23 protein-coding genes are annotated in these 23,974 nt (G+C 67.8%); 14 read left to right on the forward strand and 9 right to left on the reverse strand.

The features are described from left to right. The coding region (kdgD, locus tag ASE31_RS31250) for a 5-dehydro-4-deoxyglucarate dehydratase (protein ID WP_082604366.1) at nt 1-909 on the reverse strand (909 nt) is incomplete at its 3' end. A gap of 343 nt (nt 910-1,252) precedes the next feature. Continuing rightward, the gene (locus tag ASE31_RS24910) at nt 1,253-2,248 is read right to left on the reverse strand and encodes a hypothetical protein (RefSeq protein WP_057204723.1); all 996 of its coding nucleotides are present in this window, start codon (nt 2,246-2,248) and stop codon (nt 1,253-1,255) included. A gap of 264 nt (nt 2,249-2,512) precedes the next feature. Between ASE31_RS24910 and ASE31_RS24915 the strand changes: the two genes are divergently transcribed. Further along, nucleotides 2,513-3,904, forward strand: a complete 1,392-nt coding sequence (locus tag ASE31_RS24915) for a chloride channel protein (RefSeq protein ID WP_057204725.1) — start codon at nt 2,513-2,515, stop codon at nt 3,902-3,904. Nucleotides 3,905-4,068: 164 nt separating this feature from the next. Next, the gene (locus ASE31_RS24920; RefSeq protein ID WP_235514758.1) at nt 4,069-4,755 is read left to right on the forward strand and encodes a Crp/Fnr family transcriptional regulator; all 687 of its coding nucleotides are present in this window, start codon (nt 4,069-4,071) and stop codon (nt 4,753-4,755) included. A 4-nt stretch (nt 4,756-4,759) separates the two neighbouring features. Here ASE31_RS24920 and ASE31_RS24925 read toward each other — a convergent pair whose 3' ends face one another. The 3 genes from ASE31_RS24925 to ASE31_RS24935 all read right to left on the reverse strand — a co-directional run bounded on the left by ASE31_RS24925 (nt 4,760) and on the right by ASE31_RS24935 (nt 8,528). Further along, on the reverse strand, nt 4,760-6,448 hold the full coding sequence (locus ASE31_RS24925; protein WP_057204727.1) for an acyl-CoA synthetase: 1,689 nt from the start codon (nt 6,446-6,448) through the stop codon (nt 4,760-4,762). A gap of 24 nt (nt 6,449-6,472) precedes the next feature. Continuing rightward, nucleotides 6,473-7,246: a nitroreductase gene (locus ASE31_RS24930; protein WP_082604362.1), complete on the reverse strand. Its 774-nt coding sequence runs from the start codon at nt 7,244-7,246 to the stop codon at nt 6,473-6,475. Nucleotides 7,247-7,322: 76 nt separating this feature from the next. Beyond that, entirely contained in the window at nt 7,323-8,528 is a 1,206-nt protein-coding gene (locus ASE31_RS24935; protein WP_369819496.1) for a calcium:proton antiporter, read from the reverse strand. 253 nt (nt 8,529-8,781) lie between these two features. Here ASE31_RS24935 and ASE31_RS24940 point away from each other — a divergent pair, with 253 nt between their 5' ends. From ASE31_RS24940 to rraA, 7 genes are all read left to right on the forward strand, one after another. Next, nucleotides 8,782-9,561 (forward strand): ImmA/IrrE family metallo-endopeptidase, encoded by a 780-nt coding sequence (locus tag ASE31_RS24940; protein ID WP_057204729.1) that lies wholly within the window; start codon nt 8,782-8,784, stop codon nt 9,559-9,561. A gap of 31 nt (nt 9,562-9,592) precedes the next feature. After that, nucleotides 9,593-10,156: a hypothetical protein gene (locus tag ASE31_RS24945; protein WP_057204731.1), complete on the forward strand. Its 564-nt coding sequence runs from the start codon at nt 9,593-9,595 to the stop codon at nt 10,154-10,156. A gap of 20 nt (nt 10,157-10,176) precedes the next feature. Next, on the forward strand, nt 10,177-10,818 hold the full coding sequence (locus ASE31_RS24950) for a VOC family protein (RefSeq protein WP_057204733.1): 642 nt from the start codon (nt 10,177-10,179) through the stop codon (nt 10,816-10,818). Nucleotides 10,819-10,959: 141 nt separating this feature from the next. Continuing rightward, on the forward strand, nt 10,960-11,847 hold the full coding sequence (locus ASE31_RS24955; protein ID WP_057204799.1) for a LysR family transcriptional regulator: 888 nt from the start codon (nt 10,960-10,962) through the stop codon (nt 11,845-11,847). 79 nt (nt 11,848-11,926) lie between these two features. Then, nucleotides 11,927-13,915, forward strand: coding sequence for an aconitase family protein (locus ASE31_RS24960; RefSeq protein ID WP_057204735.1), 1,989 nt, complete (start codon nt 11,927-11,929; stop codon nt 13,913-13,915). Between the two features lie 24 nt (nt 13,916-13,939). Continuing rightward, entirely contained in the window at nt 13,940-14,929 is a 990-nt protein-coding gene (locus ASE31_RS24965) for a tripartite tricarboxylate transporter substrate binding protein (protein ID WP_057204737.1), read from the forward strand. Between the two features lie 5 nt (nt 14,930-14,934). Then, on the forward strand, nt 14,935-15,435 hold the full coding sequence (rraA, locus tag ASE31_RS24970) for a ribonuclease E activity regulator RraA (protein WP_057204801.1): 501 nt from the start codon (nt 14,935-14,937) through the stop codon (nt 15,433-15,435). A gap of 50 nt (nt 15,436-15,485) precedes the next feature. Here the strand turns inward: rraA and ASE31_RS24975 are convergent, their stop codons facing one another. Beyond that, the gene (locus ASE31_RS24975) at nt 15,486-16,475 is read right to left on the reverse strand and encodes a sodium-dependent bicarbonate transport family permease (RefSeq protein WP_057204739.1); all 990 of its coding nucleotides are present in this window, start codon (nt 16,473-16,475) and stop codon (nt 15,486-15,488) included. 73 nt (nt 16,476-16,548) lie between these two features. On the opposite strand from ASE31_RS24975, the gene ASE31_RS24980 reads away from it, so the two are divergent. Then, complete coding sequence (locus tag ASE31_RS24980; RefSeq protein WP_057204741.1) at nt 16,549-17,454, forward strand: LysR family transcriptional regulator; 906 nt, start codon at nt 16,549-16,551, stop codon at nt 17,452-17,454. Continuing rightward, nucleotides 17,436-17,912 carry a tripartite tricarboxylate transporter substrate-binding protein gene (locus ASE31_RS24985; RefSeq protein ID WP_255357706.1) on the forward strand — a complete coding sequence of 159 codons (477 nt, stop codon included), beginning with the start codon at nt 17,436-17,438 and terminating at the stop codon, nt 17,910-17,912. The genes ASE31_RS24980 and ASE31_RS24985 overlap by 19 nt, the downstream gene beginning before the upstream one ends. Before the next feature lie 164 nt (nt 17,913-18,076). On the opposite strand, the gene ASE31_RS24990 is transcribed toward ASE31_RS24985, so the two are convergent. Continuing rightward, a complete protein-coding gene (locus tag ASE31_RS24990; RefSeq protein WP_057204743.1) occupies nt 18,077-19,030 on the reverse strand; it encodes an aromatic alcohol reductase in 954 nt (317 codons plus the stop codon). 94 nt (nt 19,031-19,124) lie between these two features. Between ASE31_RS24990 and ASE31_RS24995 the strand changes: the two genes are divergently transcribed. Both ASE31_RS24995 and ASE31_RS25000 read left to right on the forward strand, forming a co-directional pair. Next, entirely contained in the window at nt 19,125-19,538 is a 414-nt protein-coding gene (locus ASE31_RS24995) for a helix-turn-helix domain-containing protein (protein WP_057204745.1), read from the forward strand. A gap of 353 nt (nt 19,539-19,891) precedes the next feature. Continuing rightward, the gene (locus ASE31_RS25000) at nt 19,892-21,082 is read left to right on the forward strand and encodes an MFS transporter (protein ID WP_369819497.1); all 1,191 of its coding nucleotides are present in this window, start codon (nt 19,892-19,894) and stop codon (nt 21,080-21,082) included. A gap of 22 nt (nt 21,083-21,104) precedes the next feature. Here the strand turns inward: ASE31_RS25000 and ASE31_RS25005 are convergent, their stop codons facing one another. Continuing rightward, on the reverse strand, nt 21,105-22,568 hold the full coding sequence (locus ASE31_RS25005) for a PLP-dependent aminotransferase family protein (protein ID WP_057204749.1): 1,464 nt from the start codon (nt 22,566-22,568) through the stop codon (nt 21,105-21,107). A 115-nt stretch (nt 22,569-22,683) separates the two neighbouring features. On the opposite strand from ASE31_RS25005, the gene ASE31_RS25010 reads away from it, so the two are divergent. Continuing rightward, complete coding sequence (locus tag ASE31_RS25010) at nt 22,684-23,340, forward strand: pyridoxamine 5'-phosphate oxidase family protein (RefSeq protein WP_057204751.1); 657 nt, start codon at nt 22,684-22,686, stop codon at nt 23,338-23,340. Here ASE31_RS25010 and ispF read toward each other — a convergent pair. After that, nucleotides 23,337-23,816 (reverse strand): 2-C-methyl-D-erythritol 2,4-cyclodiphosphate synthase, encoded by a 480-nt coding sequence (gene ispF / locus ASE31_RS25015; protein WP_057204753.1) that lies wholly within the window; start codon nt 23,814-23,816, stop codon nt 23,337-23,339. The two genes, ASE31_RS25010 and ispF, sit on opposite strands and share 4 nt — an antisense overlap. Nucleotides 23,817-23,974 lie beyond the last annotated feature (158 nt).

A 23,974-nucleotide genomic window follows, 5' to 3' on the forward strand; every position in this document is an offset into this window, starting at 1 on the left:
CTGCGGGCCGAGCTTGTCGATCAGCGCTTTCAGTTGCTCCATTTCGGCAGGCTTCAGGTCCGTCAGCGGCGCACGCACCGGCCCTGCATCGTGGCCCACCAGCTTGGCGCCGGCCTTGATGATGCTCACGCCATAGCCTTCCACCTTGTTGCGAATGTCCAGGTAGGGCATGAAGAAATCCTTGAGCAGCCTGTGCTGCGTGACCATGTCGTCTGCCGCCACGGCCTTGTAGAAATCCATCGCCGTCTTGGGGATGAAGTTGAACACCGCCGACGAGTACACCGGCGTGCCCAGCGCCTTGTACGCTGCTGCATACACCTCGGCCGTGGGCAGGCCGCCCAGGTAGGAGAAGCGGTCACCCATCTTCATGAAGATCGAGGACATGGTCTCGATGTTGCCCACGCCGTCCTTGAAGCCGATCAGGTTGGGGCAGCGCTCGGCCAGGATCGCCAGCGAGTTGGCCGTCAGCTTGGTGCGGTCGCGGTTGTAGACGATGACGCCGAACTTCACACTGTTGCAGACCGCAGCCACATGCTCGATCAAACCCTCCTGGCCGGCTTCGGTCAGGTAGTGGGGCAACAGCAGAATGCCGTGGGCACCCAGGCGCTCGGCCTCCTGGGCGTGGGCGATGGCGGTGCGGGTGGGGCCGCCGGCACCGGCAATGATGGGCACCTTGCCGCGGCAGGTGTCCACAGCGGTCTTGACGACCTGACCGTATTCGGCACCCGACAGCGAGAAATACTCACCTGTGCCGCCGGCGGCGAACAGGGCGGTGGCGCCATAGGGGGCCAGCCATTCGAGGCGCGCGGCATAGCCCCTGGGGTTGAAGTCGCCCTGGGCATCGAAGTCCGTGACGGGGAACGAGAGCAGGCCGGAGCCCATGATGGATTTGAGGTCTTGCGGGTTCATGGTGGTAGCGGGGCTGGTGGGTGTCAGGGCGTTTCAACAGGTCGTACAAGTGGCTCGCAGCGCCCTGTTTCACGGGATTCAGGCAAGGCCAAGCGAGCTTGCAGACCGGCTTGGGCAGAGTGGAAGCCGAGCAGAATCTCGCTTCAAATCACGCCAAAAGGCTGCAACGTATGAATGTTAACGTTAACATTTGCGCAAACTATAGGGAAAACCCTTTGTTATGCGATAACCTCTCTATTTTTTGTGGATTGGCATCCAAGCGATGCTTGCCTGCCCGCCAAGGAACCCAAAGGCCAGCCGCAGCGAAGCGCCGCCCGCGCGGGTGCCCCCCTGCCGTGCCCGCCTACGGCACCGCAGGCGCAGCCGCAAACACCTCGATGGCCTCCAGCGCCGACACCGAGCGGCCGGCCTTGCCATCGCCCGCCACCACCAGCCGTGCCATGCCGCGCGCCATGGGCTGGTCGTCCAGGCGGTAGGCGATCAGCACGCGCTGGTTGCCCAGCTCGGGGCTCATCTCGGCCAGCGATACCAGGGCCTGGTAGCCATCGGCCCCGGTGGCCACCAGGTACATGCCCTGCACGTTGGCACCGCTGGCGCTGTCGGCCTCGATACTGGCCACGGCGCTCAGCAGCGCCCACAGGTCCACGCCCGTGTAGCGGCGCCCGCCCACCACCTGCGTGACCGCCGGCAGCGCGCGCAGGGCCGCTTCATCCAGGCGCAGGGTGTTCTTCACCGCGCCCAACACCTGCACGGCCTGCGACTGCGCCGCACCGCTGCCCGCGCCGACCGAGCCGGACGAGCGCACCTCCAGCCGCGTGAGGCCGGCCACATAGCGGCTGCCCTGCACATCGCCCGGGGCGGTGATGCGCAGCGATGGTGCTGTCCCCGCAGCATCGGCATCGCCTGCCCCCGCCTCGGCATAGGCCACGATGCTGCCTTTGTTGCCGAAGTCCGGGTGCAGCTCGCCCACCGAGAACACGGCACTGTAGGCCTCGGCCCCGCTGGCCAGCACATAGCGGCCCAGCGCCGCAGCGCGCTGCCCATGGAGGTCCATGGCCGCATCCGACTGCAGCGCGCAGGCCTGCAGCAGCGGCCACAGCGCCGCGCCGGTATAGCTGCGCGCCTGCGGGCCGGTGTCGTCCCTGAAGCTCACCTGCTGCTGCACCACGCCCTGCAGGCGCAGGTCCACGACCGACTCGGCGGCCACCGCATCCACGGCGCACACGACCTGCACGCGGGGCGGGTGGCCGGCCTGGGTGGCGCAACCCTGGACCAGCCACAGCACCGCAGCGCAGAGCGCGGCCTTCAGGGTCGTCGGCTGGATGCGCAGGCTGGGCATGAGGGGCTCCCGTTCATATATTCTGGTGATAAGCCCATTCTGGCACCGCCTGCGCAGCAGAAGGTGCCAGTAGCACCTGTTTACGCAATACGGTACCCACCGGGTTGGTAGACTTCTTGCATGCAGACAGGGTTGTGGCCCCGAGCGGGGAACTGCACCCAGCGCGATGCAGTCGCAATGCAACACCTTGCCGCCCGGCCTGCACGCCGCCCCCGTTTTGCCAACGCCCCAGAGCCCTGCCGCTTCGCACACTGCCTGCCCCGCATGAACCATGAGCCCAATTTCTTCGACAACCTGCGCGAGGAGCTGAAGGACGGCCGGCGCTGGCTGGACCGCTCCATCGTGCTCGCCTACGCCTGTGCCGCAGGCCTGTGCGTGGTGGCCTTCACGCTGCTGGCCGACGCGGCGTTCGAGCTGTTCCAGCACATCTACCAATGGCAGGGTGGCTGGGCCGTGCTGCTGTGGATGCCGGCCGTCACGGCGGTGGTGGTGTGGGCCACGCGGCGCTGGGCGCCAGGGGCTGCAGGATCGGGCATACCGCAGGTCATCACCGCACTGGATCCGGCGCTGGAGACAGGCAAGCGCGGGCGCTTCGTCTCGCTGTGGCTTTCGTTCGCCAAGATCTTGCTGGCCAGCGCGGGCTTCCTCGCGGGACTGTCCATCGGGCGCGAAGGCCCCTCGGTGCAGGTGGCGGCCGGCGTCATGCACCACGCGCGCCGCTGGTTCGACCCGCGCTCGGGCATCACCGCGCATGCGCTGCTGGTGGCGGGCGGCGCAGCGGGCATTGCGGCGGCGTTCAACGCACCGCTGGCCGGCGTGGTGTTCGCCATCGAAGAGCTGTCGCGCAAGATGGAGTCGCGCAGCAGCGGCGTGATCATCACGGCCATCGTGCTGGCCGGGCTGATGGGGGTATCGGCGTTCGGCAACCTGAGCTACTTCGGCCGCATCCAGGTGCCCCGCCTGGACTGGGACGCCCTGCTGCCCGGCCTGTGCGTGGCGCTGGCCTGCGGCGTGCTGGGCGGCCTGTTCGCCAAGCTGCTGGCCGCCTCGCTCACCGGCACCTCCGAGCGCATGTGCCGGCTGCGCGCGCGCTTTCCGATCCGCTTCGCGGCGATCGGCGCGCTGGTGGTGGCGGTGATCGGCCTGGCCACCGGCGGCGCGACCTTCGGCGCGGGCTCCGAAGCGGTCAAGCACATGCTGGCCGGCGAGGCCGACATGCCGGCGTTCTACGTCACGCTCAAGTTCGTCGCCACCTGGCTGTCGGCCTGGCTGGGCGTGCCTGGCGGCATCTTCGCGCCCTCGCTGTCCATCGGCGCGGGCGTGGGCCACAACGTGTCGCTGCTGCTGGGCGGCGACATAGCGCCCGCCCTCATCGCCATGGGCATGGCGGCCTTCCTCGCAGCCGTCACACAGGCGCCGCTCACGGCCTTCATCATCGTCATGGAGATGGTCGACGGCCACGCCATGGTGCTCAGCCTGATGGCGGCGGCCATGCTCGCCAGCCTGGTTTCCCGCATGCTGGCGCGGCCGCTGTACGAAACGCTGTCCCTGGCCATGCTGCAGTCCATGGCGCCACCGCCTGCGCCATCGCCGCCCCCTTCGCCCGTGCCTGCGCCTGCGCCCAGGGCCGTCTCACCTCCCGCACCGCCGCCGTGACCTCGGCCCGCAGCGGCCCCTGAGAAGAGTCTCCACGCTGCGCAACAGCATGCATGCGCGCATGGCCGCGACCATGGCAGATGTCGCACACAGGCTTTGCCCTATTGGAGCCGAGCAGGATCGCCGCCACAATCCAGGCGCTCTCCTTCGATGCCATGGACGCCATGACCGCAGACCCCCTCGACCTCTTCCTCGTCCAATCGCCCTGGGTGTCCGCCCTCACCGCCGAGGAGGCCGCGCGCGTGCGCAAGGCGATCACGGTGCGCAGCTATCCTGCGGGCGGCGCGGTGTTTGCGCGCGGCACGCCCACGGCGCATTGGGCCGGGGTGATGCAGGGCATGCTCAAGCTGGACAACATCACCGCCGAAGGCCACGTCAGCACCTTTGCGGGCGTGCCCTCGGGCGCGTGGTTCGGCGAGGGCTCGGTGCTCAAGGACGAGCCCCGGCCCTATGCGGTGACGGCGCTGACCGACAGCGTGGTGGCGCTGCTGCCGCGCAGCGAGTTCCTGCGGCTGCTGCACGAGAGCCATCCCTTCGCGCTGTGGCTGATCGGCCAGCTCAATGCCCGCCTTGCCCACTACGTGGCGCAAGTGCAGACCGACCGGTTGGGCGACACCACGGCGCAGGTGGCCTACAGCCTGTCGGGGCTGTTCAACGATGCGCTGTTCCCCAACACCGCGCGGCGCATCACGCTGTCGCAAGAGGAGCTGGGGCGTCTGTCGGGCGTGTCGCGCCAGGTGGCCAACCGGGCACTGCAGGAGCTGCAGGACCGGGGCGCGATCCGCCTGGGCTATGGGTCCATCGAGGTGATCGACCTGAAGGTAATCCAGGCGATTGCCCGCGAAGGCTGAGCCCTCAGCCTGCGGGCTCGGTCTGAACCTGCGCCAGCCGCGTGATCGCCTCGCGGCTACCCGCGATCTCGCGCAGGCGGAACTTCTGGATCTTGCCGGTGGCCGTCTTGGGCAAGGCCTCGAACACGACCTGGCGCGGGCACTTGAAGCGCGCCAGATGGCTGCGGCAGAAGGCTATCAGTTCCTCGGCGCTCACGCTGCCCACGGCATCGGGCTTGAGCTCCACGAAGGCGCAGGGTACCTCGCCCCAGCGCTCGTCGGGCTGGGCCACCACGGCGGCCAGCAGCACGGCGGGGTGGCGGTGCAGCACGTCTTCCACCTCCACCGACGAGATGTTCTCGCCGCCCGAGATGATCACGTCCTTCGACCGGTCGGTGATCTGCACATAGCCATCGGGGTGCAGCACCGCGATGTCACCGGTGTGGAACCAGCCGCTGGCAAAGGCCTTGGCCGTGGCGCCGGGGTTCTTGAGGTAGCCCTTCATCACCGTGTTGCCGCGCAGCATGATCTCGCCGGCGGTCACGCCATCGGCCGGCACCGGCTGCAGCGTGTCGGGGTCGAGCACGCGCAGATGCTCCAGCGCGGCGGCGCGCACGCCCTGGCGCGCCTGCAGCTGGGCACGGCCGACTTCAGGCAAGGCGGCCCAGCCCGGCTGGCGCACGCAGCTCACGGGCGTGCCCGAGACTTCGGTGATGCCGTACACATGGTCCACGTCGAAGCCCATGGCGGCAATCGCCTGCAGGATGGCGGCGGGCGGCGGCGAGCCCGCCGTGAGCACACGCACCGGGCGCGGCAGCGCGATGCGCTCGTGCGCCGGCGCATTCGCCAGCATGGCCAGCACCGTGGGTGCGGCGCAGAAATGGTCCACGCCATGCTCGGCAATGGCTTCGAATATCGCTTTGGCCGTGACCTTGCGCAGGCAGACATGCGTGCCCGCCGCCGCCGTGATGGCCCAGGTGAAGCACCAGCCGTTGGCGTGGAACATGGGCAGCGTCCACAGGTACACAGGCTTGCGCGGCATGGCCCAGTCCGTCAGCTGCAGCATGCTCATGAGGTAGGCGCCCCGGTGGCTGGGCACCACGCCCTTGGGGTCGCCCGTGGTGCCCGAGGTGTAGTTCAGCGCAATGGGGTCCCACTCGTCCTCAGGCCACAGGCCTTCGAAGGCCGGGTCGCCCTCGGCCAGCAGGGCTTCGTAGTCGATTGCACCGAAGGCCGGCTGCGCGGGCAGGCCCGCATCGTGGATGGCGACCACCGGCGGCGGGTGGGCCAGACCCGCGACGGCCTTGGCGGCCAGCGCCGCGAACTCGCTGTCCACCAGCAGCACGCGCGCCTCGCCGTGCTGCAGGATGAAGGCGATGCCCTCGGCATCGAGCCGGCAGTTGATGGCATTGATGACTGCGCCGCACAGGGGGATGCCCAGGTGCGCCTCCAGCATCGCCGGCGTGTTGGGCGCGAGGATGGCCACCGTGTCGCCGCGCTGCACGCCGCGACGGGCCAGGGCACTGGCCAGGCGGTAGGCGCGCTCGCGCGTCTGTGCCCAGGTCTGCGTGCTGCCTGCATGCACCACGGCAATGCCGTCGGGGTGCACCTGTGTGCTGCGGTCCAGAAAACCCAGCGGCGTGAGCGGCAGGTGGTTGGCGGGGGTGCGCTCAAGACCCGTCTGGTAAGGGCTGCGGGGAGAGGCGTGGTTCACTGTGGTGTCTCCTTGGTGGTGCGCTTACGGGTGAAAGGTGGTGAACGACTCGACGCTCTCGCGCTGCGTCACCAGCGTGTTTTCGATGCCCGCCGGATCGGCGTAGCCCAGGCTCATGCCGCAGACCACCATCTCGGTATCGGGGATGCCGAGCTCGGCGGCAATGACCCGGTGGAACTTCGTGAACGCCACCTGCGGGCAGGTGTCGAGCCCGCGCGCGCGGGCCGCCACCATCACGCTCTGCAAGAACATGCCGTAGTCCATCAGGCTGCCGGCCTGCATCAGCCGGTTCACCGTGAAGATGAGCCCCACGGGTGCATCGAAGAAGCGGTAGTTGCGGCCGTGCTGCGCGTGCATGCGCGCCTTGTCGCCCTTGGTGATGCCGAGCAGCCCATACAGGTCCCAGCCCACCTTGCGGCGCCGGTCCACATAGGGCGAGACCCATTCGAGCGGGTAGTAGTGGTAGGGCTCGGTGAGGGCGGCCGAGGCCTCGCCATCGTTGTCCACGGCGGTGATGGCGGCGCTCAGCCGCTCCTTGGTGCCGCCCATGAGCACGTGCACGCGCCAGGGCTGGGTGTTCATGCCCGAGGCCGCATGGCGCGCCACGTCGAGGATGGCATGCACCTCGCCCTGCCCCACCGGCGTGGGCAAAAAGGCGCGAATGCTGCGCCGCGAGACGATGGCCCAGTCCACCGCCTGGCGCAGCGGCTGGGCCGCGACGGAAGCCGCGTGGGGCGACCGATCAGGGTGCGCGATGGAAGGGTCGAGAGTGGCCGTGGGCAGGGATGAACAGGTCATGCCGGCATGCTAGGCATGGCGGCCGTGCATGACTGTCGATGCGATGACATTCCGGGAAATCCCGGCCCCTGCTGTCTCAGGGAAGAAAAAGCACCAGCCCGAACACGGCAAACAGCGTGAGGTGCATCAGCCCCTGGATCGGCGAGGTGCGCTGCCCGTTGAAGCTGAGCATAGCGAGCGCGACCGTCAGCACCAGCAGCACCACCTCCGTGCCCGACAGGCCCATGGCCATGCGCTGGCCCGTGGCCACGCCGATGAGCAGCACGGCCGGCACCGTGAGGCCCACGGTGGAGACAAAGGCGCCCAGGCACAGGTTGATGGCGCGCTGCATCTCGTTGCCCATGGCGGCGCGCACGGCGGTGATGGATTCGGGCGTGAAGACGATGATGGCGATGAGCACCCCGCCCACGGCGGCAGGCGCCCCGGCGGCGGCGATGCCGTAGTCCGTCACGATGGCCAGGTAGTGCGCCAGCAGCACGATGGGCAGGACCAGCGCCAGCAGCACCATCGAGCGCACAACCATGGCCCGCCGGCCTGCAGGTCCAGTCGCTGCCTGGGTCTTGCGGCTCCCGAGCGGCTGCGCCGATGCCGGCACCGCCATGCTGCCGGCCGCTGGCTGAATGAAGTAGCGCCGGTGGCTGCGCATCTGCAGCCACAGAAACGCCGCGTACAGGCAGGCCGTGAGGGCCGCCATGCCCAGCGCCTGAGGTATGGAAAACGCCCCCGCCCCGCCCAGGTGGTTGGGCAGCACCAGCGCCGTGCCGGTGAGCAGCACGATCATGCCCAGGTAGGCCGTCGCCCCCTGGGCGTTGTACTCCTGGTCGCCGTGGCGGGCCGACCCGGCCACCAGGCAGATGCCGATCACCAGGTTCATGATGATCATCATCACCGCGAAGATGGAGTCGCGGCCGATGGCCGACGAATCGCCCGGCCCGAGCAGCACCGACGCGATCAGGATCACCTCGATGGAAACGATGGACAGCGTGAGCACCAGCGTGCCATAGGGCTCCCCGAGCTGCTGCGCAAGGTGGTCCGCCTCATGCACCACCCCGAAGGATGCCGCGAGGATGGTGGCGAACAGCAGCCCGAACGCGCCGGCCGCGACACCCGGGCCCAGCGGGGCCGCCAGCCAGGTGCTGCCAAAGGCGATGAAGAGCCCGGCCACCAGCCACGCGCCAGCCAGCAGGGCCCAGGTGGTGGGCGCCACCAGGCGCGGCTGGCCAAGGTGAGCGGGATGCGCTGCGGCGCTGCGGGGGGTGGTGCGGAGGTTCGGCTTGGGCATGTCGTCCCTGGGTAGGAAAACAAGGGCCGTCCCCTGGTGAAAGTCCACGGCCGAAGTCGTCCACGGCCTGGCTGGCGCAAGGCGCGCAAGCCAGGCAATGGTAGCACCGTGCCGCAGCCCGGACGCCCTGCACGCACGATGAACCTGCGGCAGCCACGATAATGGGGAGAGGCGCGGTCTGTGCAGGCGCCCGCTCCCGCCGGCGTCCCGCTACCACCGGGGGCCCGCGAATCACCCGCACACCGGAGACCCCATGCGCCCTGGCTGGAACCCCGTTCGCAGAAACCGGAACATCGGCACCCCGGCCCAGGGCCATGGGGAGGACAACCGGCTGACGATTCCCGAATCCCGGCACGACCGGAGTTTCTTCCACGAGTGCCTGGGCGCCTGCATCTCCTTCACGCAGCGCGTCAACGGCCACCATGTGAGGTTCTTCGTGGAACCCACCCGTACCGGTTGGCTCCATCCATGTTCCGTCGAGGATGCCCTGCTGGTTCTTTCGCACTGCCCCGCCAAGGACCTCGCGCATCTCGACTCCATCGTGATGCGCCAGCCCACGCGCAAGCAACGCATCCTGCAGCCTGCGTGGGGGCGCGCGGTGTTCCAGTTCGAGCGGCCACCCCGTGCCAGCAGCGCCATCGTGCTCGAAGCGCAACCCCTTGCACCCACCGTCTGGCGCAATGCGCTGACGCCCGGAGACCAGCGCGAGCTCGACCGGCTGCAGGCCGATGGCCACCAGATCCGCAGGACCCGGCGCAGCATCGAGATACTGCCCACGCCTGCGTCACTTCGCCACACGGTGCTGTACCGCACGCTGCTGCACGAACTGGGCCACCATGTGGACCGCCAGCGCTTGTACGCGGATGAATGGTACAGCCGCCCATCCCTGGAGAAGGAAGACTATGCGCACCGCTATGCGGCAGAAAGGTTCGCCGCGATGCGTCAGGCGGGCGCAGCTCCGTTCGCCCCCGAACCGGACCCCGCCATGCGCCAGGCCCATGGCCTGAACGACCCGTGGTTCGCAGCCCCTTGATACCACGGCCCCTTTTTTCAACGGAGAACGCATGCCCCTGCCCCCCGACATACTGACCGAGATCGACGCATTCGTGCGCGGCGGGTTCGAAGACCGCGAGCGCACCATCGAGATCCTGACCGAGGAGATGTACGAGCCTGGCGAGCTCGATGCCGCCGAAGTCGAGCGCGCCGTCGACGATGCCGTGCGGGCGCACGACCAGGCGAAGAAGGGCTGGCCGGCCACGACCGACTGCGATCGGCTGGATGCCGCCTTCGACGCGCTGGCCCGCCAGGGCCTGGTCGCGCTGCAGAACGCGGGCTACACGCAAAGCGATGGCTACGGGGATGTGACCGAGGCGTACCACAACGCGCCCGACCGGGCCGATATCGTGGGCTACTGTTTCTACCATGGCCAGGACCTGGCACGCGCGGTGCATGGCGGCGGCCTGTTCCTCGCTTTCGGCCCCATGGATGCCGACACCGAGGAGACCGAGGGCCCGCGCATCGGCGCCCTCATCGCCAGCGAACTGCAGCGCGCCGGGCTTGAGGTACGCTGGAATGGCAGCTTCAAACAGCGCATCTGCATTCCGGGCATCGACTGGAAGCGCCGCTGACCCCTGCATACCGACAGACCATGCTCTGGCTCGACCACCTGTCGATCATCGCGCCCTCGCTCGACGAGGGCGTGGGCCACGTGCGCGAATGCCTGGGCATCGACATGCCCTTTGGCCGCAAGCACCCCGACATGGGCACCCACAACCACCTGCTGCGGCTGGGCGACGATGTGTACCTGGAGGTCATCGCCATCGATCCCGCTGCCCTGCCCCCGGCGCATGCCCGCTGGTTCGGGCTGGACGACAGGGATGCCGTGCAGACCGCCTGGGATGCCGGCCTGCGCCTGCGCGGCTGGGTTGCGCGCACGCAGCACATGGATGCGGTGCTGGCGCAGCACGGGCACCTGCTGGGCCGCAAGACACAGCTCTCCGCCGGTGCCGCACCGCCCTACTTATTTGCGATCCCTGCGGGCGGCGCGCTGCCGCTCGCAGGCGTGGCGCCTTCGGTCATTGACCGGGGTCAGCGCCCACCGCCGATAGCGTCGATGCCGGACCTGGGGGCGCGGCTCGCCCGCTTCACCATCGAGCACCCCGAGCCTGACATGGTGCTGGCCCTGTATGCCAGACTGGGTATCGAGAATGCACCCCATGTGGAAAAAGGCGACCGCTTGCGCTACCGCGCCGAGATACGCACGCCCACAGGCATCAAGGCGCTGTACTGACCCCTGCCCTGGGTGCTGCTCACGCCGCCTTGCGGTGGCGGTGCGCTACGATGCCACGCCGGGGCGGGCAGGTTGCCCACCCCGCAAGGCCCTTCCATCACCTCCCCTGGTCCCTGCGCCGGGTACAACGGAGCTGCTCTTCTGACACGACGCCTGGATTCCTACAGCCTGCGGCTTTTTATCGCCGTGGCCCGCACCGGCTCCATTGCACGGGCGGCCGAGCAGGAGCACATCGCGCCGTCCGCGCTGAGCCGCCGGCTGGCCGACCTGGAGCATGCCTTCGGGACGGCGCTGGTGGTGCGCTCGCCGCGCGGCGTGGCGCTGACCGATGCCGGGCACATTGTTTTCGAGCGGGGTGTCCGTCTCGACGACGAACTGCAGGGGCTGCTGCGCGAGGTGCAGTTGCACAGCGATGAAGTGCGGGGCACGGTGCGCCTGTACGCCAACATGTCGGCCGTGGTCGGCTTCTTGCCCGAGCGGCTCAAGCGCCTGAAGGCGAAGTACCCGGGCCTGGACATTTCGCTGCACGAAGCGGACACGCGGGACGTCATCCGCGCGTGCCTGGACGACAGGGCTGATGTCGGCATGGGCGTTGCCGGCACGGCGGCCCCAGGGCTGGATTCATGGCATTTTGCGAATGACCCCTTGCAGGTGGTGGTTCCCACGGGACACGAGTTGGGTGACCTGAAGTCGGTCGAGTTTGCCAAGGTGCTGGAGTTTCCGCTGATCGGAGTGCACCAGGGCGGCGCCCTGGACCAGACCCTGCATGAGCGCGCGCAGGCGGTGCAGATGCGGTTTGCGCCCGAGGTGTCGGTCAGCAGCTTCGACGCCGTGGGCCGTATGGTCGAGGCAGGCATGGGGATTGCCGTGATCCCGCAGAGCGCTGCTTCGGCCTATGCGGGCAATGCGCACTTCACCCGGTTGCCGCTGGCGGATTTGTGGGCAGACCGGGAGCTGCGGCTTTATGCCCTGCGGCGCACACCCCAGCTGCGCGCGGTCCAGGCGCTCATCGAAGGCCTGCGCGGGTAATCCCGGACGTCGAGTTCCGCGCTGTCCCCCGTGCCGTCTTGGCACTACCCAGAGGGCGCGTGGATTCCGATGATCGGGCATGTCCATCCAGTCGCTCCCCGCCCTGCGCTTTGCCCCACGCATCCTGTACCTGAGCCAATCACCTGAGGTGTTGACCAGGGCCTTGGCAGGCCAACGTGTCGCGCTGCCCGAAGCCCTGCCGCTGCGCGATGACATCTCCACCGACGAAATCACACCGATCGCGATCCTCACCCACTTCGATGAGCAACTGGGGCGCTACCCCTACACCGGCTTCAAGGCCGGTGGCCAGGCGCCCATCGGGGTGGACGCCCTGCGCACCAGCGGCATACAGGTGGTGGTGGCGGGCAAGCGCTACGGCAAAGGCTCCTCGCGCGAGCACAGCCCGGCGGCCGAAAAGCTCGCCGGCGTGCGCCTGGTCATCGCCGAGAGCTTCGAGCGCATCTACCGGCAGAATGCCGACAACATCGGCCTCATCACCTCCACCGACTTCGGGCTGATTGCGCGGATCGAGGCCGGCGAGGAAATCACCTGGCGCGAACTGCTGGCCGGCCGCGATGCCCTGGATGCCGCCGTGCTCGCGGGCGGCGGCCTGCTGCGCTTTGGCCAGGCGCACCTGGGCCAGATGTCCGAGCCGCTGCCGCCGAGGCAGCCCCAGGCTGGGGGGCGTACCCTGTTCGAGAAGATCGTCGCGCGGCACGCACTGGCCACCGGGGTCACGCCGGCCAACCCGGGCCGGGGCGATGGCGCCTTCGTGCGTGCAGACTGGCGCTTCATCCACGAGTACTACACCGGCATGGCGGCCCACATGCTGCATGCCACCTTCGGCAGGCCATTGGTGCTCAAGGACCCCGGTTCGGTCATCGTGTTCGAGGACCACACCTCCTATGTGCAGGAGAGCCCTGCGCACGTGCGCGGCGGCCTGGTCCCCAACGTCCATCGCATGGTGCAGGCACAGCGCGAGTTTGCGCAGGCTTACGCACTGCGCACCCACCGCACCCTGACCGAGCAGGAAGCCCGCGACGACGACGGCGGCAACGTGGCCGGCATTTCGCACGCGATGATGGCCGAGCACTATGCCCTGCCCGGGCAACTGGTGGTCGGCACCGACTCGCACACCCCGCACAGCGGTGCGCTGGGCTGCGTGGCCTTCGGGGTCGGCACCACCGACATGGCCAATGCCTTCGCCACCGGCGCGGTGCGGCTGACGCTGCCCGAGACCCTGCGCATCGTTCTGGACGGCGCACTGCCCCCGGGCGTGACGGCCAAGGACGTGGTGCTGCACCTGCTGGCGCAGCCCGGCATCCGCGGCGGCGCTGGCGTGGGCAAGGTGTTCGAGTTCACCGGGCCGGCCATCGCAGGCCTGGGCACCGATGAGCGCGCAACCCTCACCAACATGGCGGCGGAGCTGGGTGGATTCACCGGCATCGTGGCGCCCGACGAGGAGACGGTGCGCTTTCTGCGCGAGCGCCGGGGCGTGGATTTTGTGGTCGAAGACTGGATGTGCAGCGACCCCGACGCCACCTATGCCGACACCATCCGCATCGATTGCGCGAGTGTGCCGGCGATGGTCGCCTCCCCGGGCGACCCTGGCAACGGCCTGCCCCTGTCCGCCCTGGCCCACCAAGTACGCATCGATATCGCCTACGGCGGCTCGTGCACCGCAGGAAAGCGCGAAGACTTCGACCACTACCACAAGGTGCTGCGCTGGGCCGCAGACCGCAACCTCAGGGTGGCACCCGGTGTCGAGCTGTTCCTGCAGTTCGGAACCACCGCCGTGCGAGACCACTGCATCGCGGCAGGCTACCTCGACGCCTTCGAGCGGGTCGGCGCGCGCATCCTGCAGCCCTCGTGCGGCGCCTGCGGCAACTGCGGGCCTGGAGGATCGAGCCGGGCGGACCAGGTCACGGTGAGCGCCATCAACCGCAACTTTCCGGGCCGTGGCGGCCCGGGCAACGTGTGGCTCGCCAGCCCGCCGACCGTGGCCGCCAGCGCGATTGCCGGAGAGCTGATGTCATTCGACGAACTGCAACAACGATTTCCCACTTGAAAAGAAAATGAAGGAGACACCACCATGAAATCCCCACCCACCAGGCGCAGCGCCTTATCGCGGCTCGGCCTTTGCCTGGCGCTGGCCTCGGCATCACCGTGGACCATGGCCCAGCCGGCCATAGGCGACAAGCCGATCCGCATGGTCGTGCCGCTGGCCGCCGGCTCTACGGTCGACGCGGTTGCGCGCGCGCTCGGGCCCAGCTTCGGGCGCAGCACCGGGCATCCGGTGGTCGTTGAAAACATCGTGGGCGCCGGCGGTATCCCGGGTACCTCGCAAATCGTCAAGGCGCCCAAGGACGGGCTGACGCTGGGCATGATCTCGTCCAACCACGTCATCAACCCCGGCATCTACAAGACCATCCCGTACGACAGCCTCAAGGACATCACATCCATCGCCGTCCTCGTCACGGTGCCCCTGGTGCTGGCGGTCAATGCCAGGCTGCCGGTGAAGAACGTCCAGGAGCTGCTGGCCTATGCCAAGGCCCACCCCGGCACATTGAACTACGGCTCTGCCGGCAACGGCAGCACCCTGCACCTGGCCGGCGAGCTGATGATCGCCGAGACCGGCATCGACATGAAGCACGTGCCTTACCGCGGCACGGCCCCGCTCATCACCGACCTGGTGGGCGGCCAGGTGCAGCTGGGCTTCGTCTCGGTCTCGCAGGTCGCGCCCCAGATCAAGGCAGGCACGCTGCGCGCATTGGCCGTGTCCACACCCCTGCGGTCATCGGCCCTGCCGGAGGTGCCCACCATGGCGGAAGCGGGTGTGCCGAAGTACAGCTTTGACGCCTGGATCGCCCTGGTTGGGCCCGCCGGGCTGGGCAAGGCGGTGGTGGACAGCTACGCCAGCGCCATCAAGGCCGCAATTGCATCGCCCGAAGCACAGGCCGCCATCCTGGGCCAGGGCCTGATGGTCATGGACAAGGGCCCGGGCGAAGCGCCTGCCTTCTTCCAGTCGGAGCTGGCCAAGCACCAGAAGCTGGTCAAACAATCCGGAGCCACGCTGGACTGATGCCCATGGCGACCATCCACACGGCCGACCTGTGCGATGAACTGGGCCCGGCTGCGCGGGTATGCCTGGCGCCATGGCGCAGCCATGGCGGCCGCCACGCAGTGTCAGGCCACGTGCAGACCCTGCGCACCTTCGAGGACGCCGCCCTGATCCGCCACACCTTGGGCACACCGGGCAAGGCTCGCGTGCTGGTCATCGACGCGGGCGGCTCGCTCAAGGCCGCCGTGCTCGGTGATCGCATGGCGCGCATCGGGATGGACAACGGGTGGGCGGGCGTGCTCGTCTACGGAGCCATCCGTGACGTCGCCATCCTGCAGGGCCTCGACTTCGGCGTGTTTGCCCTCGGCAGCGTTCCAGCGCGTGGAGGGAAGGCTGGGACCGGCGAAGTCGGGGTCGACCTGACCATCGGGAGCGCCTCGATCCGGCCGGGTGATTTCATCGCCATGGACCACGATGGGGTGGTGGTGACAGCGGGGATATCCACCACCAGGCACCCAGCGGGTTGAAGGCACTGCGCTGACCGATGCCTGGGGTGGCCTGCCATCTGCAGGCACGCCTAAAGCACGAGACCGGCCATCCATTGGTACAGCGGAATTCCCACCAGCAGATTGAAGGGGAACGTGACGCCCAGCGACAGCCCGATGTAGACGGCTGGGCGGGCCTCCGGGACCGCATGCCTAAGCACGGCGGGCACGGCGATGTAGGAAGCGCTGGCCGCCAGCACTGCGAGCAGGGTGGCGTCCTCGACACCCACCCCTGCCATCCGTGCAAATGCCAGCGCCAGAGCCGCATGCACCACCGGGCCCAGCACCGCGTAGGCAAACAGAGAGGGCGCCAGCGAGCGCAAGCCCGCCATCTGGCGCGCAGTCAGCAGGCCCATGTCCAGCAGAAAAAAGGCCAGCAAGCCTTTGAACAGGTCGCCGGTGAAAGGCTGCATCGCCTTCGCCCCCGCGGGGCCCGATACCAGGCCCACGAGCAGGGCGCCCACCAGCAGCACCGTGCCGCCGTCCGTGAGGGCTTCGCGCAGCACGCCCGCCATGCGCGGCGGTGCATTGCCGATGGCCATTGCCGCAGCGCCTGAGCCCCCAGCCGCCATGCCCTGGGTGCGGGCCCACTGCGCACCCACCAATGCCAGCACGATGGCCGGCGACTCCATCAAGGCCATGGCGGCAGCCATGTACCCACCGCCGGGGTTTCCCTGGGACTCCAGGATGTGCGCGGCGGTCACAAAGGTCACCGCGCTCACGCTGCCGTAGGTTGCCGCCACGCTGATGGCGTCCAGTGGAGGCAGTGCGCGCTTGAGAAACTGCCAGTCCAGCAAAGGGATGAGGATGGCCAGCAGCACAGCGCACCCAAGGGCCGCCACGACAGCCGATGTCACACCGGTCTGGCCCAGCGCGAAGCCGCCCTTCAGGCCCAGGGCCATCAACAGGTACAGCGATAGAAATCGGGACAGGGGTGGCGGCACTTCCAGGTTGGAGCGCAGCAGCCCGGCGGCAACGCCGAGCACGAAAAACAGGATGGCGGGGTCCAGAAGAATGTTCATGGCTGCGAATGGTAGGGACAAGCTCCAATCGAGGAAAATCAATAGTATCGATACAGACCATAGACAAAACCCTATGCATGCCACCTTTCGACAACTGCGCCTTCTGATGGCCTTGGCCGACACCGGGTCCATCACCGGCGCGGCCCGCGCATGCCATGTGACCCAGCCCACCGTGTCCATGCAGATCAAGGAGCTGGCCGATGCCGTGGGCATGCCATTGCATGAGCAGATTGGCCGCGCCCTGTACCTGACACCTGCCGGCGAGGCTGTCGCGGAAAGCGCGCGCGCCATGGTGGCGGAGTGGGAGGCGCTGGAGCAGCGCATCGCAGGCCTCAAAGGTCTGCGGCAGGGGCGTTTGCGGGTTGCGCTGGCCAGCACGGCCAAGTACTTCATTCCGCGCATGCTGGGCCCCTTTTGCGCCAGGCACCCTGAGGTGGACATCGAGCTGCAGGTCCTGAACCGCGATGGCGTGGTGCAGCGCATGCGCGCCAACCAGGACGATCTCTACATCCTGTCCCTGCCTCCAGACGACCTTCCGCATGAGCGGCTGGCATTGCTGGACAACCCGCTGGTCCCGATCGCCGCGCTGGGCCATCCCTTGGCAGGCGCCTCCCGCGTGCGTGCCGCGCGGCTGCAGCAAGAGCCCTTCATCCTGCGCGAGCGGGGGTCAGGCACGCGACTGGCGGGCGATGCGCATTTCGCGCGCCTGGGGCTGCACCCTCGCGTGCGGCTGGAGCTCGGCAGCAACGAAGCCGTCAAGCAAGCGGTGGCGGCAGGCATGGGGCTGGGCCTGGTGTCCCGGCACGCCCTGGCCGGCCAGCCTTCGGCGGAAGGGCTTGCCGTGCTGAAGGCGAACCGCTTCCCGGTGCCCTCTTCCTGGTCGGTGCTCTGGCTCCAAGGCAAACGCCTGTCGCCGGTGGCCAGCGCATTTCTGGAACACCTGCAGGAGCTGGCAACCCAGTGGGAGGTGCATTCCTGAAGGGCCCTGCCCCGTGCGAGGCGATACCCGGCATCACTCGGCACAGGCTGAGGGCGGTTGGTGGCACGCACATCGCCAACTACCTGGTGGGCGGCCAGGGGGACAGTGCCATGCTGGTGCTCTCCACCGCCATGCCTTTTCTCATGGACGGCAAGATCCGGGCGCTGTGGATCTCGGACACCGTGCGCGTTCCGCAGTTGCCGCACATCAAGCGCATCGGCATGGCCATGCCCCTTTGGCAGAGACTCTTCATGAAGGCCGGTCCGCCTGCCGCCAGGGTGACTGCGGTCGACAAGGCTTTGCAGGAGTCGCTGGCGAAGCCCGAGCTGCGCCAGAAGCTGCAGGACGCGGGCATCTCCGTGGCACCGATGCACGGCCCCGAGTTCAAGGCCTTCATCAAGCCTCATGCTGCGCTGTACCGCGACATCGTGACCAGCTCGAAGATCACGATGGAGTGACGACCGCGGAGCGGCGCGGCTGGGGACCGCTTTGCAGCGGTTGCGGTCATCCCCCCTTCGTCGTCGAGCGCGTAATATAGGCCAAAAGCTGCCGCCCAATCAAAGACGCCGCTTGAGGAAAAGCGGTCATTTCTGTAGAGCATCTGGTAGGTGCAACAACCCGACTAGTCGCGTTGGCCAGGTGCCAGATTCGCACGGATCCACGACGACACGTCGGTCACCGGAATGGCGTTGAGTTGATTGAATGTGCCGGTCTTGTCCCATGCCACACCGCGTCCTTGGGAAAATGCCGCGCGGTATTTCCGCATCATGTTCTGCGGGTCGCGCGCCAGTTCGTCCAGCAGATATTGCTCGGTCCATTCCGACTTGCTGAAGGGACGGCCCAGGGCTGCTTGCAGCTTGTCCGCTACCTCGCTGTATGTCACGGTGTCGCCAGCCAGAAAAACGATGTCGTTGCGGATGCGCGGTTGGGCGAACACGACAGCGGCCGTCAGCGCTCCGATATCTTCCGGCGTCGTCAGCGTCACCGCGGTGTCGCGGCTACCCAGGGCGTGTACTGCACTGTTTTTCAGATCCACGACGCCGAATTCCGACTCGAACAAGTAGCTCATGAACATGCCGGTGGAGATGATCACCCACTCCGTTTGGTGCTGACTGCGCAGCAACTCACGCACGTCCAGTTGTGCGTCGAAAATGTCCTGCGGGCTGCCGCGACCAATCACGTCGAAATCCACCCCGAACTGCCAAGGGAAGTACCTTGGAATGCGTGCTTGCAATGCGGCTCGCGCAAGCTTCATCGGCGTATTGATCCCGGCGGCATAACCCGCGCAGCCGATCACCGTGTCATAGCGTGCGAACACTACGGCAAGCTCGTCAATGGAGCTTTTCACCAGATCGCCCACGACGATCTCGATACCGAGGTTGCGAATCTCTGCAACATCTCGCTGCTTGCCTGGTTCGGTGGATTCGACGGCGCTGGCGCGCAGCAGCACACTGATCTTCGCCCCAGTGACGTCCTTCGCGCGGCGTGCCAAGTTGCTCAGCACTGGAAGACCAAGTTCGCCAGCACCGAGAACGAGAATATTTTGCGACGTAGCGTTAGGATCTGATAGGTTCATCTGTTAGCCCATTTGAGAGAAAGTTGGGCCAGTCTAGCCACGCATCGTCGGCAGTGTAAGAAGGCACACGCGTGATACCGGGAGCAAAACCACAGTGAATCGAGACGAAATTCTTCAGTACGCGCAGACCGTGTGTGACGGCTTGCGGGACGATGACGACGGGGTGCGGCGGGAGGTGCTCGCGCATGCCGGGAGCCGTTGGTCGCTCGGTATCGTCCACACCCTTGGCGTGTATGGCAGGCTCCGCCACGCTGAGATTGGCAGACGTATGCACGGGGTGACCCAGCGCATGTTGACGCTGACCTTGCGGCAGTTGGAGCGCGATGGGCTGGTGCTCCGTCACGACTTCGAAGAGGTGCCTCCCAAGGTCGAGTATGAACTTTCAGAAACCGGCATGGAGTTGCTGGTTCGGATGGTTCCGCTTTGGACATGGATCGTCGAAAATGCGGACCGCTTCCGGGAAGCTCGGCAGAACTTCGACAGCCAACACCGCGAAGCCAACTCTTAGTCACCAAACCGCAACCACCTGGAAGGTGCATTCGACGGCGCTAGCGGATGTCGCGTCCGTCAACCAAACGGGTGCGGCATGCACAATACGGTCGGTGTTGAAAAGCGAAGCCGCTATCCACGCATTTCCACTGAACGTCGGCATCCAGCCTAAAACGGCCTTTGACTTTCATTTGCCTCATGGTAGTGCCACTTGCCAGAGCGGGAGGCGCAGAATGAATCAGCGAAGCCGCCCAGGGGATCACCAACCAGTTCCCTGCGCCCCAAGCCCGCGCACTGCACAATCCCTGCATGCCACCGCAGCCTTCCTCTCCCCCAACCCACCCACCATCACGTACACAACCCCTCTGGCTGATGCTGCTGGTCCTGCTATCGGGCTTCGCGCTCAGCCAGGCCTACCGCACCACCGCCTCCATCGTGGCCCAGGGGCTGCAGGCGGACTTTGGCCTGGGGGCCTCGTCGCTGGGTGCGTTTGCCGGGCTGTTCGGCCTGTCGTTCGGCGTGGCGCAGTTGCTCATGGGGATTGCACTGGACCGCTACGGCCTGCGCCGCACGGTGCTCGCGGCTGCGCCGTTGGGGATCGTTGGCGCCGCCTTGTCGGCGCTGGCACCCAGCTATGGCTGGCTGATGGCCGGGCAGGTGCTGATCGGGGTCGGCTACTCACCGGCGTTCGTGGCCTGCACCCTGTTCATTGCACGGTATTTCTCGGTCGAGCGGTTTGCCTTTTACTCGGGCGTGAGCATGGGTGTCGGCAGCCTGGGCCTGATATTCACCGGCACCCCGCTGGCCTGGGTGGTGCAGCACTGGGGATGGCGCACAGGGTTCGGTCTGCTGGCCCTACTCAGCGCGCTGTCGTGGATGCTGATTTTTGCGCTGGTGCGCGAGCCCGTGGTCCCTGACGCACCGCCCACCCCCCAGGAAAGCTGGGGGCAGTCGCTGGCGCGCTTTGCCGAGCTGCTCACCGTGCCCCACACCTGGGGCATCGTGGTGCTGGGCATGTCGTGCTACGCCGCGTTCCTGACGCTGCGCGGCCTGTGGCTGGGGCCCTTGCTGACCGAACGTTTTGGCTTCTCGCTGCTGGACAGCGGCAATGTGGCGCTGGTGCTTTCGTTGATTGCGGTCTTCACCCCGGCCGCGTTTGGGCGCCTGGACCCGGGCATACTCCGGCGCCGCGCCTGGATTGGCAACGCCTCGCTGCTGATGGCCAGCCTGTTTGCGGTGCTTGCCTTCGTGCACCACGGCGCCGCCACCGTGGCGCTCATTTTTCTCATGGGGCTGTTGTCCGGCTATGGCGTGCTGCAGTACAGCGACGCACGCGCCTCCTATCCGCCCGAGATGACCGGGCGCGCGCTGTCGCTGTACACCATGTCCATGTTCCTGGGCGTGGCCCTGATGCAATCGCTGACCGGCGTGGTGGCCGGCTGGGCCGGGGCGCGGGGCACCGAGCCCTACCAGATGGTGTTCCTGGCCATCGCTGCCTGGTTGGCGCTGGCCTCGCTGGCGTTCCGGCTGCTGCCGATGTCTCCTCTGATCCAGCGCCCATGAACCCCTCCAAGATGGCGTCGGTTCAGCCCCGCATCACACCCGCCAGTTTTTTCACCAGCGGCTCCATGGCCTCCACCGGCACCTGCGCATAGCCCAGCAGAAAGCCGCGCCAGGGCTGGGCGCGCAGGCCCACCGCATGCAGGCTGAGCGCCGGTGCCATGATGCCGTGCTGCGCCAGCAGCCGCGCGCTCAGCGCCACGTCGTCGGCCGCGCCGTCGTGCAGGCGCAGCGCCAGGTGCATGCCGGCCGAGCCGCCGTGCACGGTGGCCATGTCGCCCAGTTGCTCACCGAGCGCGGCCACCAGCGCATCACGGCGCTGGCGGTACAGGCGGCGCATGCGCCGCAGGTGCAGGCTGAACTGGCCGCTGGTGATGAACTCGGCCAGCGCCAGTTGCTCGGCCGTGCGCCCGCGCGGTGCGGCCCGGTCCAGCATCTCGGACAGGGCCGGCGCCAGCGCCGTGGGCACCACCATGAAGCCCATGCGCAGCGCGGGGAACAGCGTCTTGCTGAAGGTGCCCAGGTAGACCACGGGCGCATCCACCGCCAGGCCCTGCATGCAGGCCAGCGGCGGGCCGTCGTGGCGGAACTCGCTGTCGTAGTCGTCCTCGACGACGAGGGCCCCGGCCTTGCGCGCCCCGTCGATCAGCGCCAGCCGCCGCGCCAGGCTGAGCACACTGCCCACCGGGTACTGGTGCGAGGGCGTGGTGTAGATCAGCCGGGGCCGCTGGCGCAGCCAGTCGCCCGCCGTGGGGGCCATGCCCTCGGCATCCACCACGATGCCGATGGTCTTGAGCTGCGCTGCGCGAAACGCCGCCACCGCGCCCTGGTAGCCGGGGTTTTCCACCCACACCTTGTCGCCCGCATCGGCCAACGCGCGGGCGCACAGGTCCAGGCTGCTTTGCGTGCCATCGGTGATGAACACCTGCCCAGCCTCCACCAGGGCACCGCGCGCCACGCGCAGGTGGCCGGCAATGGCCTCGCGCAGCGCGGGCTCGCCCGCCGGGTCGGCGTAGTTGAGCTGCGCGGGCCGGATCGAGGCCCAGGCCCGGTCGAGCATGCGCCGCCAGCGCAGGAGCGGAAAATCCCGGAGCGAGGGCACGCCAGGGGCAAACGCTACCGAAGCCTCCGAGCCCGGCAGCAGCGGCATGTTCTGCGCGCGCCGCGACAGGCTGGCACGCTGCACGCCGGGCACAGTGCGCAGGGCCGCTGGGGGTGCCAGCAGCCCTGCCAGCGGCGCCACCACGCTGCCGCGCCGGCTGGCGAGCAAAAAGCCCTCGGTGGCCAACTGCTCATAGGCATAGAGCACGCTGTTGCGCGCCAGCCCCAGATCGGCCGCCAGCGTGCGGCTGGCGGGCAGGCGCGTGCCGCTGGGCAGCAGGCCGCTGCGTATGCCGTGGCGCAGGCACTCGTGCAACTGGCGCTGCTGCGACCAGGCAGCATGCGGCGGCCTGGCCTGGAAGTCGGAGAACAGGAGCTGGTAGTCCATGGAGTGGCAGATTTCTGTGGCCCTAAAAAATAGCACGGGCTTGGGTCTTATTCTGGCACCACAGCAAGGCTACAGTGCGCTCCTTTCTTCACTCCCCCTTTCGGAAAAATCACCCGTGAACGACAACGCCCCTGCCGCCCTGCCCCCCACCGACCGCACCCGCGTGCGCCGCGTGGCCGAGAACGCCGCCTACGACCGCGCCACGCTGCACGCCATCATCGACGCCGCCTACCTGTGCCACGTGGCGTTTGCCGACGACAAGGGCACGCACTGCATCCCCACGGCCTGCTGGCGCGAGGGCGAGCACCTGTACATCCATGGCTCCAACGGCGGGCGCCTGATCAAGTGGCTGGGCAAGGGAATTCAGGCCTGCGTGACCATCACCCACCTCGACGGCCTGGTGCTGGCGCGCTCGGCCTTCAACCATTCGATGAACTACCGCTCGGCCATGGTGTATGGCCGCTTCGAGGCCGTGGCCGACAAGCATGCATCGCTGGCGGCCCTGATGGACCACCTGGCCGTGGGCCGCCAGGCCGAGGTGCGCGCCGGCAACGACAAGGAGTTTGCGGCCACCACCGTGATGCGCATCGCGCTCGACGAGGCCGCGTGCAAGGTGCGCAGCGGGCCGCCGGTGGACGATGCCGAGGACATGCAGCACCCGGTGTGGACGGGTGTGCTGCCGCTGGTGCAGGTGCGCGGCACGCCCGTGGCAGACCGACTGAACACGGCTGCTACGCCAGGCTATGTGGCAGCCTGGGCTGCGGAAACTTAGGCCTTGTAGATCAGCGCAGCCGCCCGCGCCTCCATCGCCAGCCCCTGCCCCACGGGCCCCAGGCGCTCGGCCGTCTTGGCCTTCACGTTGACCTGATCGGGCTCCACCCCAAGGGCTTTGGCAATGCACTCGCACATGCCGGGGATGTGGGCCGCCAGGCGTGGGGCCTGGGCCACCACGGTGCTGTCCACGTTGCCGATGGTGTAGCCCGCAGCCCGCACGCGGCGCGCGGCTTCGGCCAGCAGCACGGCCGAGTCGGCACCGCGGAACTGGGCATCGGTGTCCGGGAAATGCCGGCCGATATCGCCCAGGCCCGCCGCGCCGAGGATGGCGTCGGTGATGGCGTGCAGCAGCACGTCGGCATCGGAATGCCCGAGCAGTCCCATGGTGTGGGGAATCGTGACACCGCCGATCACCAAGGCACGGCCCGGCACCAGTGCGTGCGTGTCCCAACCTTCCCCAATTCTGAAATTCATGCGTTCCTTTCCACGCGCCCACACGGGACGCGAAGTCATACATCCGCTTGCGCGGTCTTAGAGCGGATAGCAAAACTCAGCGAAGCGGTTCTGGCTAGGCGCTGCGTCGCAGGCAGTACGGGTAGTACGACAAGACGCAGCAACGACGCCAGAAGAGT

This window comes from Acidovorax sp. Root217, assembly GCF_001428645.1.
Lineage (GTDB): Bacteria > Pseudomonadota > Gammaproteobacteria > Burkholderiales > Burkholderiaceae_C > Acidovorax.